10 protein-coding genes are annotated in these 14,761 nt (G+C 68.7%); 8 read left to right on the plus strand and 2 right to left on the minus strand.

Features of this window, described 5'->3' with window-relative positions:
• Nucleotides 1-89 precede the first annotated feature (89 nt).
• The 8 genes from QFZ33_RS08345 (at nt 90) to QFZ33_RS08380 (ending at nt 11,992) form a co-directional block, all read left to right on the plus strand.
• The gene (locus tag QFZ33_RS08345) at nt 90-794 is read left to right on the plus strand and encodes a hypothetical protein (protein WP_307026511.1); all 705 of its coding nucleotides are present in this window, start codon (nt 90-92) and stop codon (nt 792-794) included.
• Complete coding sequence (locus QFZ33_RS08350; RefSeq protein ID WP_307026512.1) at nt 791-5,251, plus strand: FtsK/SpoIIIE domain-containing protein; 4,461 nt, start codon at nt 791-793, stop codon at nt 5,249-5,251. The genes QFZ33_RS08345 and QFZ33_RS08350 overlap by 4 nt, the downstream gene beginning before the upstream one ends.
• An 88-nt stretch (nt 5,252-5,339) precedes the next feature.
• On the plus strand, nt 5,340-5,999 hold the full coding sequence (locus tag QFZ33_RS08355; RefSeq protein WP_307026514.1) for a hypothetical protein: 660 nt from the start codon (nt 5,340-5,342) through the stop codon (nt 5,997-5,999).
• A 128-nt stretch (nt 6,000-6,127) separates the two neighbouring features.
• Nucleotides 6,128-8,422 (plus strand): NAD-dependent DNA ligase LigA, encoded by a 2,295-nt coding sequence (gene ligA, locus QFZ33_RS08360; RefSeq protein ID WP_307026516.1) that lies wholly within the window; start codon nt 6,128-6,130, stop codon nt 8,420-8,422.
• Nucleotides 8,419-9,258, plus strand: a complete 840-nt coding sequence (locus QFZ33_RS08365) for an inositol monophosphatase family protein (protein WP_307026518.1) — start codon at nt 8,419-8,421, stop codon at nt 9,256-9,258. Before ligA ends, QFZ33_RS08365 begins: the two co-directional genes overlap by 4 nt.
• Before the next feature lie 132 nt (nt 9,259-9,390).
• Nucleotides 9,391-9,903 (plus strand): GNAT family N-acetyltransferase, encoded by a 513-nt coding sequence (locus QFZ33_RS08370; RefSeq protein ID WP_307026521.1) that lies wholly within the window; start codon nt 9,391-9,393, stop codon nt 9,901-9,903.
• 40 nt (nt 9,904-9,943) lie between these two features.
• The gene (locus QFZ33_RS08375; RefSeq protein WP_214850445.1) at nt 9,944-10,327 is read left to right on the plus strand and encodes a RidA family protein; all 384 of its coding nucleotides are present in this window, start codon (nt 9,944-9,946) and stop codon (nt 10,325-10,327) included.
• A 144-nt stretch (nt 10,328-10,471) separates the two neighbouring features.
• Nucleotides 10,472-11,992, plus strand: a complete 1,521-nt coding sequence (locus tag QFZ33_RS08380; RefSeq protein ID WP_307026524.1) for an HNH endonuclease signature motif containing protein — start codon at nt 10,472-10,474, stop codon at nt 11,990-11,992.
• Between the two features lie 189 nt (nt 11,993-12,181).
• Here the strand turns inward: QFZ33_RS08380 and QFZ33_RS08385 are convergent, their stop codons facing one another.
• Nucleotides 12,182-12,844 carry a response regulator gene (locus tag QFZ33_RS08385; protein WP_307026526.1) on the minus strand — a complete coding sequence of 221 codons (663 nt, stop codon included), beginning with the start codon at nt 12,842-12,844 and terminating at the stop codon, nt 12,182-12,184.
• Between the two features lie 40 nt (nt 12,845-12,884).
• Nucleotides 12,885-14,606: a sensor histidine kinase gene (locus QFZ33_RS08390; protein ID WP_307026528.1), complete on the minus strand. Its 1,722-nt coding sequence runs from the start codon at nt 14,604-14,606 to the stop codon at nt 12,885-12,887.
• Nucleotides 14,607-14,761: the final 155 nt, after the last annotated feature.

The following is a 14,761-nucleotide window of genomic DNA, read 5'->3' on the forward strand; positions in this document are numbered from 1 at the left end:
CCGGCAGCTTTAACACCCGGCAGCGGGAGACGCGTAAGGCGTCAACAGCTCCCCAGCAACAAACAGCACCGACGACAAGACAGGGAAACATGGGAGATCTGGCCATAGATTTCTGCGGCGAGTGGTACGAGCCGACCGATGAGGACATCTTCAGCATCGGCCGCGAGGGCGACCTGGAAGTGGACGACAACCCTTACCTGCACCGACGCTTCCTACAGATCGCCAGGTATGACGGCATCTGGTGGCTCAGCAATGTGGGCAGCCGCCTCTCCGCCACGGTGGCCGACGGATCCGGCGGCATGCAGGCCTGGCTCTCGCCCGGCGCCCGGCTGCCGCTCGTCTTCAGCCACACCAGCATCATCTTCACGGCCGGACCCACTACCTATGAATTCGCCGTCCACCTGAAAACGCCGTCGTTCCGGCAAGAAACCAGCAGCGAAACCAGCGGCGGTGACACCACCATCGGCCCGGTGGTCTTCACGGACTCGCAGAAAGCCCTCATCGTGGCGCTTGCCGAACCCATGCTCCGGCGCGAAGGCACCGGATTCAGCGCCATTCCCTCCTCCGCGGAGGCGGCCCGGACCCTGGGCTGGGCCCTCACCCGGTTCAACCGGAAGCTCGACAACGTGTGCGACAAACTGGACCGTGCCGGAGTGGGGGGCCTCCGGGGAGGCGGCGGGAAGCTGGCCACCAACCGCCGGGCACGCCTCGTCGAGCATGCAGTCACCTCGCACCTGGTCACCGCCAGTGACCTTCACCTCCTGGAAAAGATGCGCGGGGACAGCGAAGCATGAGGATCCGACTGACCCTGCGCCGGGACCCCGCCGAGGCCAAGGACCTGGCCGTCACCGTGGACGGCCGCGCCACCGTCGCGGACATCGCCACCGAGCTGTGGACGGCCGACCCCGCCCGACGCCAGCAGCCTGCTCCGCCGAACCTCTCGCTCCGGATCGACGAGGCATTCGTTGCCGGCGGCATGCGCGGCATCGTCCTGGACCGGGCGGACAACCTCCTCGAGTCGGGGCTGCGGCCCGGGTCGGTCGTTTCGCTCACCCAGGTCAGCGACCAGTTCGGGAACCCGAACGACGCCGGCCCGGCCGCAGACCGCGGCCCCGCCGCGGCGACGCTGCGCATAGTCTCCGGGCCCGACGTCGGACGGGAATTTTCCCTGCCCTCCGGCACCAGCTACATCGGACGGGACCGGGGCGTGGACGTCCGGCTCACCGACCCCCTGACGTCGAAGCGGCACGCCCGCATCACAGTGGGGGAGAGCATCGAAATCGTCGACACGAACTCCGCCAACGGCCTCCAGATGGACGGACTGCCGGTCACCCGTGCCACGCTGAACTCCTCGGACACCGTGACGCTGGGAGACACCGAGCTCACCGTGGTGCCGCTGGCGCGCAGCGGCGCGGCAGCTCCGACGTCGCCCCTGGTGGACTTCAACCGCTCCCCGCGGGTGATCCCCCGGTTCGCCCCGGCCAAGCGCGTGCCCCCGGCCGGACCCAAGCGGCAGGACCACCATCCCTTCCCCTACATCATGCTGATCGCCCCGCTGATGATGGGCGCGGTGCTGTTCGCGGTGACCCAGAGCCTGGTGTCAATACTGTTCATGCTGATGATGCCGCTGTTCATTGTGGGCCACTACGTGGACCAGAAGCTGCAAAGCCAGCGCGAGCGCAAGGAACAGCTGAAGCAGTTCCGGGCGGCCATGGCCGCCTTCCGGCAGGACACCACCGAGCTGCAGCGCGTTGAGCGGGCCGTCCGGCTCCAGGAGGCGCCGTCCGTCAGTGACACCGTCGGCTCCATCTACAAACTGGGTCCGCTGCTCTGGACCCACCGGCCGGAGCACTCCGGGTTCCTGACGCTCCGGTTCGGGCTCGGCACAGTGCCGTCCAGGATTCCGTTCGAAGAGCCGAATTCCGCGGAAACCGAGACAGAGTACCGGCGCGAAATTGAGGGCTGCCTGGACCAGTTCCGGCTGATCGAGGGCGTGCCGGTGGTTTCACAGCTGCGGACCGCCGGCTCGTTCGGCCTCGCCGGGCCGCGCGGACTCGTGGATGACGTGGCGCGGGGAGTGGTGCTCCAGCTCGTGGGCCTGCATTCCCCGGCGGAAGTAGCGGTTGCCGCCATCACCTCGGCCCGGTCCCGGGAACGCTGGAACTGGCTGCAGTGGCTGCCGCACGTCGGCTCGAGCCACAGCCCGGTCAGCGGCGACCACCTTGCTGCCGGCTCGGCAGGCGGCACCAGCCTGCTGTCCCGGCTCGAGGACCTCGTGGAACTCCGGGAGGCCGCCCTGCGGTCGCAGGGTCCCGCGCACCGGCCGGGCATCCCCGATGAAACCGCGGATGTTCCGCCGCCGGTGCTGCCGTCCGTGCTGGTAATCGTCGAGGACGACGCGCCGGTGGACCGCGGCCGGCTGACCCGGCTCGTGGAGCGCGGACCCGACACCGGTGTCCACGTCCTGTGGGTGGCTGCCGGAGTTGAATCCCTTCCGGCCGCCTGCCGTGACTTCATGGCCGTGGACGGCGAGCACGGCAACACCACCGGCCAGGTCCGGCTGGGACGCCACACCTACCCCGTGAGCTGTGAAAGCCTCGACGCCGAACTGGCAGGCCAGCTGGCCCGCATGCTCTCGCCCGTGGTCGACGCCGGTAAACCGGTGGAGGACGACTCGAACCTGCCCCGCGCCGTGTCTTATGCGACTCTTATCGGCAAGGACTTCCTGGAAAATCCGCAGGCCGTGGCCGAACGCTGGCAGGAGAACAACTCCGTCCGCTCCACCGCCGTCGCCAACCGCAAGGACAACGGCTCGCTGCGTGCCCTTGTGGGTTCCAAGGGCGTGGAACCTCTCCACCTCGACCTCAAGAACGAGGGGCCGCACGCGCTGGTGGGCGGCACCACCGGCGCCGGCAAGTCCGAGTTCCTGCAGTCGTGGGTGATGGGCATGGCTACTGCGTACAGCCCGGACCGCGTCAGCTTCCTGTTCGTGGACTACAAGGGCGGCGCCGCGTTTGCTGACTGCGTCCACCTGCCGCACACCGTGGGCCTGGTCACCGACCTCTCGCCGCACCTGGTGCGCCGCGCCCTGACGTCCCTGCGGGCTGAGCTCCACTACAGGGAACACCTGCTCAACAGGAAAAAGGCCAAGGACTTGCTCTCGCTCCAGCGCGAGGCGGATCCCGAGGCCCCGCCCTACCTGGTGATCGTGGTGGACGAATTCGCTGCCCTGGCCACCGAGGTGCCCGAGTTCGTGGACGGCGTCGTCGACGTCGCCGCCCGCGGCCGGTCCCTCGGGCTGCACCTGATCCTCGCCACCCAGCGCCCCGCCGGCGTCATCAAGGAAAGCCTGCGCGCCAACACGAACCTTCGGGTGGCGCTGCGGATGGCCGACGAGGACGACGCCACGGACATCCTGGGCGTGCCGGACGCCGCGTACTTCGACCCCTCCATCCCGGGCCGCGCCGCGGCGAAGACCGGTCCGGGCCGCATCCAGGGTTTCCAGACCGGCTACGCCGGCGGCTGGACCACCGAACGCCCGCAGGGTCCGCAGATCGACATCGTGGAAATGGCCTTCGGGTCCGGTCCTGCCTGGGAAACGCCGGCCCCCGACACTGCGGTGCAGGACGAACCGGCCGGGCCCAACGACATCGCAAGGATGACCGCCAACGTCATCGCCGCGGCGGACCTGCTGGCCATCGAACCGCCGCGGAAGCCGTGGCTGAACGAACTGGCCACCACCTACGACTTCTCGCTGCTGCCCAACCCACGCACCGATGAACGGCTCCTGCTGGGCGTTGCGGACGACCCCGCCCGCCAGGACCAGCCCACCGTCTTCTACGAACCGGACAGAGACGGCAACATGGCCATCTACGGCACGGGCGGCTCAGGCAAGTCCGCGGCCCTGCGGGGCATCGCCATCGCCGCTGCCGTCACCCCGCGCGGGGGCCCCGTCCACGTCTATGGAATCGACTGCGGCTCCGCCGGGCTCAAAATGCTCGAAGAACTTCCGCACGTGGGCGGGATCATCAACGGCGACGACGTGGAACGCGTGGGCAGGCTGCTGCGCTGGCTCAGCGACCTCGCCGAGGACCGGGCAGCCCGTTTCGCCGAGGTCCGCGCCTCCACCATCGGGGAGTACCGCAAGCTTGCCGGCCTGCCGGATGAAAAGCGCATCTTCGTGCTGGTCGACGGCATGTCGGCCTTCCGTGAGGCCTATGAGTACAGCAAGCTCTCCGGCCTCTGGGACCTCTTCCTGCAGCTGGCGACCGACGGCCGTCCCCTGGGCATCCACCTCGTTGTTACCGGCGACCGCCCCAACTCCGTCCCGGCGTCGTTGCTTGCCTCCATCCAGCGAAGGCTGGTACTCCGGCTGTCCGCCGAGGACGACTACCTGACCATGGACGTGCCAAAGGACGTCCTGGGCCAGGCCTCGCCTCCGGGCCGGGGGCTGCTGGGCGGCCACGAGGTGCAGCTCGCCGTCCTGGGCGGCAACTCCAACTTGGCGCTGCAGGCGCGCGAAGTCCACAAGCTCAGCGAGGCTATGCTCCGCCAGGGTGTGGAAAGGGCTCCGCGCATCGAGCGGCTGCCCGAGCAGATCGACCTGGACATCCTGCCTGCCGGGCTGCCGGATCTGCCCGTGGTCGGCGTGGACGACGAAACGCTGCAGCCCGCCACACTCATGGCCAAGGGCCCGCTGCTGCTCGCCGGCCCACCCGGCTCCGGCCGGACCGTGGCCCTGGTGACCATGGCCTACGCGCTGCGCCGGTCCAACCCCGGCACCGAACTGGTTTACCTTGCCGCCAGGAAGTCCGCCGTGGCGTCCCTGCCGGTCTGGGATCGCTCGCTGGTGGGAGCCGACGACGTCGAGGAGGCGGTGGAAGCGCTCACGGACCACGCCTCGGCCAATCCGGGCAAGGTGGCCATCTTCATCGAGGGGCTCACGGAGTTTACGGACACCCTGGCCGAGTCCGGCATCGGAAGGCTCGTGGCGGCGTCCATCAAGGCCGACCAGTGGGTGGTCGGGGAATCCGAAACGTCCACCTGGTCATCGGCCTGGTCGCTCGCGCAGCCGTTCAAGTCGGGCAGGAGGGGGCTGCTGATCAACCCGGGCGACATCGACGGCGACAACCTCCTCAATACGTCACTCGGACGGGTCGGCGCCGGCTTCATTCCGGGCCGCGGCTACATCGTCGGGCGGGGCAAGGTGCGCAAGCTCCAGATCGCGCTGCCGCCGGAAAACCGACAGTAGTCAATTTGGCGCGCCGGGCGGGACTGTAGGAAGATACCCGGGACAAGACTCGGCGCGGGAGGGTCCCGCGCGGCTGCAAAGGTACTCCATGATCCGTCTTCCTCTTCTGCGCGGCGCGCTCGTGCCCGGAACTGCCGCTGCCATGCTGGCCTTCACGGTTGTGACCGGCGCCGCCGGAGCTGCGCAGGCGGCCTGCCTGCCGGAGGGGCCGTGTTCGGAGTCACCCACGCCTGTCGCTCCGCCGTCGTCCGGTTCCCCGGCGCCGCCCACGACGCCAACCGCCTCCGCGCCGGCGCCGCCGCCGGCCCAGAAAGCGCCGGCACCTTCGCCGGCTCCGGCTCCTGCACAGCCGGTGCGACCAGTAGCGCCTGCGGCGCCTGCGGCGCCGGTGCGGCCGGTGGCGCCCGAGACCCGCATGGCTCCTGCACCGGTCATACCGGCCGCCGCTCCCGCCGTCGTTCCGGCAGCGAATAACGGGATTGTGGCCGCGGTCCCCGCTGCAACACGGCCGGTGACCACCGCCTCCGCCAGCCCGGACCCGTCGTCGTCCGTGTTTTCTGCCGAGTCCAGCTGGACCAAACCGATCGCCACCCCCGCCGCCAGCCAAGCCGCCGCCGTCGTAGTTGCGGACAAGGAGTCCGGCCTCGGCATTTTCGGCCTGTTCGCCGTCATGGGCGGCGTCCTCCTGGTGGGTCTGGGCGGGCTGGCCTTCGCCCTGTGGAGCCGGAACCGCCCCGGTCACTGGTAGGGGCATTCGCCGGCGGCGGTTCTGACCGGCACCCGACATTCCCGTGATCCCCGGGATCGCCCGGCATCCCCGGTACGGGAGGCCTGCCGCCTCGGCAAAATGTCCGGGCTGTAAGGCAAGATAGGTCTGTGAGCACACCATCAGGCCCCACAGACAGCGCAGCCACCGGAACTGACCAGCTTGAGCCGGAGGCCATTCCCTCTGAGTCGGTACGGGATGAGTACGAGAACCTGGCGGACCTCGTCCGGAAGTACCGGTTCGCGTACTACCAGGAGGACGAGCCGCTCGTTTCCGATGCCGAGTTCGACACGCTCTTTCGCCGGCTGGAGGAACTCGAGGCGCTGCATCCGGAGCTCGTTTCCAACGATTCGCCCACCCAGGAGGTCGGCGGGGAAGTGTCCGCGGCGTTTGCCGCCGTCGAACACCTCCAGCGCATGTACAGCCTTGAGGACGTGTTCTCCCTCGAGGAACTGCAGGCCTGGATCGCCAAGGCGGAGGCAGGGGTCGCCAAGTCCGGGAACCCGGAGGCCGCCTGGCTGACCGAGCTGAAAATCGACGGCCTCGCCGTGAACCTGCTCTACCGGGACGGCAAGCTGGTCCGGGCCGCCACCCGCGGCGACGGCACCACCGGCGAGGACATCACCCACAACGTGCTCACCATCAAGGAGATCCCGCAGCAGCTCAGCGGCAGCGGTTTTCCTGCAGAAGTGGAAATCCGCGGTGAGGTGTTTATTCCGTCCAAGGCGTTTGCCGAATTCAATGAGGCGCTGATTGAGGCGGGCAAGGCTCCGCTGGCCAACCCGCGAAATGCCGCGGCCGGATCGCTCCGCCAGAAAGACCCGGCAGAGACTGCCAAGCGCCCGCTCCAGATGTTCGTGCACGGGATCGGCGCCCGCGAGGGCCTCCAGGCCGCCAGCCAGTCGGAGACCTACCGGCTCCTGGCAGAGTGGGGACTGCCGGTCAGCCCGTACTTCGAGGTCCTCGGCAGCCCGGCGGAGGTGCTGGATTTCATCGAGAAATACGGGGACAAGCGGCACAGCCTGCTCCACGAGATCGACGGCATCGTGGTTAAGATTGACGACTTCGCCACCCAGCGTGCCCTGGGCTACACCACGCGGGTTCCGCGCTGGGCCGTCGCCTACAAGTACCCGCCCGAGGAAGTGCACACCAAGCTCCTGGACATCGCCGTGAACGTCGGGCGCACCGGCCGGGTCACGCCCTTCGGGATCATGGAACCGGTCAAGGTGGCGGGCTCCACCGTGGGAATGGCGACGCTGCACAACCAGGACGTAGTCAAGGCCAAGGGCGTCAAGATCGGCGACATTGTGGTGCTCCGGAAGGCCGGGGACGTCATCCCGGAGATCGTTGGCCCGGTCCTGGCGCTCCGGGACCAGCAGGACCCGCCGGTGCGTGACTTCGTCATGCCCACGGAATGCCCGTCCTGCGGCACGCCGCTGGCTCCCGGGAAGGAAGGCGACGTGGACATCCGCTGCCCCAACGCCAAGTCCTGCCCGTCGCAGCTGCGTGAGCGCGTGTTCCACGTTGCAAGCAGGGGAGCGTTCGACATCGAAGCCCTCGGCTGGGAGGCTGCGATCGCGCTGACCCAGCCGACGGAGCCTGAGGTCCCGCCGCTGGTCAGCGAAGCGGCCCTTTTTGACCTGACACCGGAGGACCTTGAACCGGTGAAGATCCGGCGCGAGAAGCGGTCCAAAGGCGTTTCCACCGGCGAGTTCGAGCTGGTGCCCTACTTCTACAGCAAGGGCACGGCCAAGACGCCGTCCAAGCCGACGGCCACCACCGGAAAGCTCTTCAGCGAACTCGAAAAGGCCAAGACGCAGCCGCTGTGGCGCGTCCTGGTGGCGCTCTCCATCCGGCACGTCGGCCCCCGGGCGTCGCGCGCCCTGGCCAACCACTTCGGCACCATGGACGCCATCCGGCAGGCATCCGAGGAGGAGCTCGCGAGTGTGGACGGCGTTGGCCCCACCATCGCCGCCGCGCTCAAGGAGTGGTTTGCCGAGGACTGGCATGTCGAAATCATCGACCGCTGGGCGGCAGCCGGAGTCCGGATGAAGGACGAACGGGACGAGTCCACTCCGCGCACGCTCGAGGGGCTGACCGTTGTGGTCACCGGAACCCTGGAAGGCTTCAGCCGCGACGAGGCCAAGGAAGCCATCCTGGTCCGCGGCGGCAAGGCGGCAGGGTCGGTGTCGAAGAAGACCAGCTACCTGGTGGCCGGGGACAACGCCGGCACCAAGCGGGACAAGGCCGAGCAACTGGGCGTGCCTGTGCTGGACGAGGACGGGTTCCGGGAGTTGCTGGCCAACGGGCCCGCCAGGGCTGACGAGGATGGCGCTGGAGCTGAAACCTCGGCTGAGCATACTGAGGCAACGCGACTCCCCGCCGACGGGGAGGATTCCGAGTGACACCGGATACCGCAAACACCTTGAACGTGACCGGGCTCCTCGCCGTGGCCAAGGCCGCCGCGGCTGCTGGTGCCGGTGTCCTTGGCGAACGCAGCAACGGCGCCCTGGACTCGGGGACTGTGACCAACAAGGGCGAAGCCGGCGACTGGGTTACCGCCTTCGATGTGGCCGCCGAAGAAGCCGTGCGCACCGCCATCCGCAGTGCGCGGCCGGACGACGTGATCACCGGCGAGGAGCACGGGACAACACGCCCCGAGAAACCGACCGGGCTGCGGTGGTCCATTGATCCGCTCGACGGGACCACCAACTTCATCCGCAATATCGTCTACTACGCCACCTCAGTGGCTGTTGCCGATTCCGACGGCGTGTGGCTGGCCGGCGTCGTGCACGCCCCCGCGCTGGGGCGCGTGTACTACGCATCGAGGGGCCACGGCGCGTGGCTGGAGCAGGACGGGAAGCGGGTGCAGCTCACCGGTCCGGTCCCGGGACGGGCCGGCCAGATCCTGGCCACCGGATTCAGCTACGACCCCGAGGTGCGTGCCGAGCAGGCGGCGGCACTGGGCGGCTTCATGGACGGCTTTGCCGACGTGCGCCGGCTCGGTTCGGCCGCCCTGGACCTCTGCATGGTTGCCGACGGAACGCATGATGCCTTCGGCGAGCGGGGCCTGAACGAGCACGACTTCGCCGCTGGCGCCCTGGTGGCCGAGGAAGCCGGCTGCTGGGTGCGGCGCCCCCGGCTCACCAGCCCGCTTGAAGGAGGGCCCTCCGCCGAGGAACGGCTGTCAGCCTGGACATGCGCGGGCACGCTCGAGATATCCGGCAAGTTCCCGCTGTAGGTCACACGCGCTTCACATACGCGGTTGTGACAAAGCAGAGGCATCCCGCATCTGTCACGCATACCTGATAGATCAGTCACGGAAACAGCTGTTTCGCGGGGCGCATCGGTCTGCCGGCACTACCATTGACGGGTGCAGCCGCAGATCACCGTCCGTCCCGCAACCCCAGCCGACTATGCGGCCATCGCCCGCATCACCAGGGACGCCTATCTGGCGGCGGGATACTTCGAGAACGCGGACCACCCGTACATGAAGCAGATCCAGGACGTGGCTACCCGCGCAGGCCGTGCCACCATCTGGGTGGCAGAGCGCGCCGGCGCGATCGTCGGTTCGGTGACGCTGGCGCTGGCCGGCGAGAAGTATGCCGATATCGCGCTGGACGACGAGCTTGAGTTCCGCATGCTGGTGGTGGATCCGGCCGTGCAGCGCAGCGGCGCCGGCCAGGCCATGGTGGAAGCGATTATTGCGCACGCCAAATCGCTGGACGGGATACGTGCCGTCGCACTGACCACCGGCGGGAACTGGGAGAGCGCCCACGGGCTGTACCGGAAAACAGGCTTCCGACGGGTACCGGAGCGCGACTGGTATGTGCCCGGCACCGACATAAAGCTGCTGGTTTTCAGGCTCGACGTCCACCCCGCCTAGAGTGGAGCCGAGTTTTTAAACCCCTAGTGAAAGGCGCAGCATGCGCAAGACGTTCGGCACCGGCTCGGTCTGGGAACAGAAGCTCGGCTACTCCCGCGCGGTCCAGGTGGACAACACGCTCTACATCTCGGCCACCTCGGCCAGCGGCGAGAACGGCATCGTCGGCAGTGACTTCTATGAGCAGACCCAGTTCATCCTGCAGAAGCTGGAGACCGTCCTGGCCGACGCCGGATTCGCGCTCGCCGACGTCGTGCAGTCGAAGCTGTACCTGACGGACATCAGCAAGTGGGAGGACGCCGGCCGTGCGCACGGCGAGGTTTTCGGCGAGATCCGTCCCACGCTGTCGCTGGTCCACGTGCTGCCGTTCCTGGACCCTGAAATGCTCGTGGAGATCGAGCTCGTCGCACAGAAGAGTGCCAGCTAGAACGTCCCCACCCAAGCGTGAATTGGCAGCTGACGCCCCGCATCCACGAGGTTTGCGGGCATTAGCTGCCAATTCGGTTTTAAGCCTGATTTCCCGCAGGCCAGCGCCCGTTTAATTGTCAGTGGCCCGTGAAAGGCTGCGGGTATGGAAAGCAGTGCAGCTGTCGAGACGATGGCGGCGATCGACGCCTCCACTCCGGTGCTGGCTGCTTTTGTCCGCCGCGGGACGGGCGGCCTTGCGTTCCAAGGATCAGATAGCCCGGCGTCGGACGGGGGTGATCTGTTGCGGGAGCAGGCGGATGCGTGCCTGGACGCGCTGGCTGAGCTGGCCCGGATGGAGGCCCGGATGGCGGCTTTGAAGGTGCAGCTCGTCGCCGGGTATGCCGGTGCTGAGGAGGCCATGGCGTCGCCGGCCGAGTCCCCGCAGGACCGCACCGTCAGGGGGATGGCCGTGACCTCGGAGATCGCGTGCGTGCTGACCATCAGCGAACGCGCCGCCGGCGCCCTGCTGTTCGACGCCCTTGAACTGACCAGCGCCCGGCCGCTGACGCTGTCCGCGCTACAGGCAGGGGCCATGTCGTGGCAGCACGCCCGGATCATGGTCGACGAAAGCGCGAACCTCGATCCGGCCGGTGCCGCGGCGTTGGAGGCGCATTTCCTGGATCCGGACGCGCCGGACCCTGCGCGGGGTTGCCCGGCCGGGGAGCTCGTCCCGTGCCGGTTCCGTGCGAAGGTCCGGACCTGGCGGGAACGGCACCATCCGGTCGGCATCGAAACCCGCCACGCCCGCTCCGCGGCGGACCGGCGGGTGGAATACGCCCCGGACCGGGACGGGATGGCCTGGCTCTCGGCCTATCTGCCCGCGGCCCAGGCCGCCGGGATCTGGGAGCGCACCACCGCCGCCGCCCGGGCCATGCAAGGACCGGCCGAATCCAGGACCCTCACCCAGCTCCGCGCCGACGTCGCCTCGACCTGGCTCCTCACCGCAGGCCTTGAACAGTCACCGGCCGCCACCACTGACGGGACATCGCAGACCGAAATAACCGACGGGGTAGCGCAGGGCCCGGAGGGCGCCGGCGGCGTACCCTCACCCGTGGCGCAGGTCCTGGTCACGGTTCCGGCTCTTTCACTGCTCGGGCTGACCGAGGAACCGGCCATGCTTGACGGCTACGGGCCGATCCCGCCCTCCATGGCCCGTGCACTCGTCGCCGATGGGGCCCAGTCGTTCCGCAGGGTGCTCATCGACCCCCACGACGGCGCACCGTTGGAGATCGGACGGACCAGCTACCGCATCCCGAAGCCGATGCGCCAATGGCTGCGGCTCAGGGACGCCAGATGCACGTTCCCGGCTTGCAACAACCACTCCCTGGACAACGAGGCCGACCACCTCCTTGCATGGGCCCGCGGCGGGCCCACCGGGATCAGCAATCTCGGCCAACCATGTCCTAAACATCACCGGCTCAAACACAACTCGGCCTGGACACCCACTGCCGCCAGCGCCAACGACCCACCGGGGTGGACCTCACCCGCCGGACGCCATTACCCCAGCGAACAACCCGCTTGGGAACCACCACACTGGCCACCTCAGATCCAAGCCATACTCGATGACCGGACCATGCCCACTGGCCTTGACCCCGGCACGCCCGAACAGCCTGAAGCGGCTTAAGCACGTGGGCTACGGGTTGAGCGACCGACGATCAGTGACTGTCTCTTGGTGGTTCACTGGGAGTCGGCGGTTGTCCGCCTCAGCCGTGGCCGATTGAGGCTAGACCGGCACAGCGATAGCAGCAGAGCGCGAACGTACAGTTGAGGCCCGCGAACCCGCCGGGTCAGGGGCCTCAACTGTACGTTCGCTCTATGAAGCCGTGAGGCCGTAACGGTGTTCGGGCCGGCCGGTTGTGCCGTAGCGGAGCTGGATCTCGACGGCCCCGTCGTCCGCGAGCGAGGACAGGTACCGCTGCGCGGTGGCCCGGGACACGCCCACCCGCTGGGCGACGTCGGCCGCCGAGTACTGCTCGCCGGGCACCAGCGATTCGAGCACCGCCGCCTCCGTCGCGGATCTCGGCTTGGCCGACGGCGAGACGTCACCCGGAATGAGCGCCCGCTTCGCCCGCTCCACGGTGTCCTGGTCCAGGGAACCGGGCTGGCCGAGGATCCGCCGGTACCGGGCATAGGAGCGGAGTTGCTGCGACAGGGATTCGGCCGTGAAGGGCTTGAGCAAGTACCCGAGGGCGCCGCGCCGGAACGCCGTCCGCAGCGATGCGGCGTCCGACGCCGCACTGAGAATCATCGTGTCCACGTCCAGCTGATGCAGGAGGTCAAGGCCCGAGGCGTCCGGCAGGTACACGTCCAGCAGCACCAGGTCCGGGCGCAGGCTATGGATGGACTGCAGCGCCAGCGACGCCGAACCCGCCGGGGGCAGCGCCAGGAACCCCGCCACCGAATCAACATAGGCGGCGTGGAGCTTGGCGACGTGGAAGTCGTCATCCACGATCAGCACCCTGAAATCCTCAGACATCCTCGTCCTCCCGTACGGTATCCATAGTCTTTGCGCGCAATCAGTCTTTCCGCGCCGTGGTGGTGCCCGGCAGCGTGGCCATGAACACGGCGCCGGGTCCGCCGGCGTTGCCGGGTTCAAGCACCGTGACGTCGCCCCCGCGCCGCCGCGCCAGCTGCCGCGCCAACGCCAGGCCCAGACCCTGGCCGCCGGCGCGGGCCTGTCCCCCGCCGGCGCGGCCCTGTCCCTGGAGAACACTGCCGCCCGCCGTCGTAAACCCCTCGGCGAACACCGCCTCGGGGTTGCCGCCGTCCGGCAGCCCGTCGCCGGAATCGGCGACGACGACGTGCAGGGTGCCGCCGCCGTCGCCCTCCTCATCCAGCAGCTCAAGCTCCACCCAGCGCTCGGCGGCCGTGCCGGCCACCGCCGCGTTGACCGCGTTGTCGATCAGGTTTCCGAGCACCGTGGTGACGTCCTGCGGCTCCGTTACCTGGCCCCGCACCAGGGTTTCCGGCCCGATCCGCAAGGATACCCCCCGCTCTTCGGCCTCCACGCCCTTGGCCCCGATGAAGGCCTGCAAGTAGGGGTCCTGCAGCAGTTCGGCCTGGTCCACGGGGAACTTCAGCGGGCCTGTGGCGGCGATCCGCTCAAGGTAATTGCGCGCCTGCTGGTGCTGGCCGATGCTCATGAACCCCGCGATCGTGTGCAGCTGGTTGGCGAACTCGTGCCGCTGCGCCCGGAGGGCGGTGGACATGGTTCCGACGGCGTCGAGCTGCCGGGTCAGGTGCTGGAGTTCGGTGCGGTCACGGAGCATGACCACCCAGCCCAGATCTTCGCGGCGGTGCAGTGCCTTCCGGGCGCTGGCCACGAGGACCCGTTCCCCGGCCACCAGTTCCACGGCCTCGCCCTCACGGGCGTCGGGCAGAGTGAGGGCCTTGAGCCGGGCCGGTACCGGGGCGTCCTGCCAGAGCTGGCCGGAAAGGTCGGGCTGGCCAAGGAGACGTTGGGCCGCGGCGTTGAACACACTGATCCGGCCGTCGGCGGAGATGCCCACCACCCCCTCGTCTACCCCTTCCAGGACCGCCACCTGGTCGTGCACCAGCGCGCCGATTTCCTCCGGTTCCAAGCCGAGCGTGAGCCGCTGCAGCCGGCGCCGGAGCAGGAATGACGCGAGGACCCCGGCGGCCAGTGAGCCGGCCGCTGTCAGCACGATCGGCACGATGTCCCGGGCCAGGCTCTGCCCGATGGACTCGGTGGAATAGCCGACGCTCACCTCGCCCACCACGGTCCGGGAACCCGAACCCGGTGCGAATACAGGAACCTTCGCGCCGGCCGACGGGCCCAGCGTGCCGGTGTTGCGGGTGGTCACCTCGCGGCCCGCCAGCGCTTCGGACGGGTCCGTACTTACGCGCTCGCCCAGCCGGTCGGCGTCGGGATGGGCCAGCCGCAGCCCCGTTTCGTCCGTGATCACCACGAACAGGGCGCCGGTGCTGGCCCGGGCGCCCTCGGCCACCGCCATGAGCGGCCCGGCCTTCAGTTCCGCGGGCGGGGGAGTGCCCGCCTGCCGGCTGATGGCCTGCACGTTGGCGCGGACCGAGGGGTCCGAGGCCACGGTTCGGGCCAGGGTCAGGGCCTGGTTTTCAGCCTCGCGGCCCAGCCGTTCGAACGTTAGCCACGCATGCACCGCGCCGCTGAGGAGCACGACGAGGAGCACGACGCCCAGCTGCAGGAGCAACGTCTGGGTGGAGAACCTGAGCGGAAGCCTCCCGGCGGGGCTCATCATGGCACTCCTTCGTGGGTCGGGCGGGCTGCAGGGCGGTTTGGGCTGGCAGCGGGCGCTTGAGCAAAATGAGCAAAATGCTCCCAATAAGCAGTATGCCAATCAATTGAGCCAAAGGCACTGCCGTGATCGGGGCCACTCTAACGTCTGTAGTACGC

This window comes from Arthrobacter globiformis, from assembly GCF_030815865.1.
Classification (GTDB): domain Bacteria; phylum Actinomycetota; class Actinomycetes; order Actinomycetales; family Micrococcaceae; genus Arthrobacter; species Arthrobacter globiformis_B.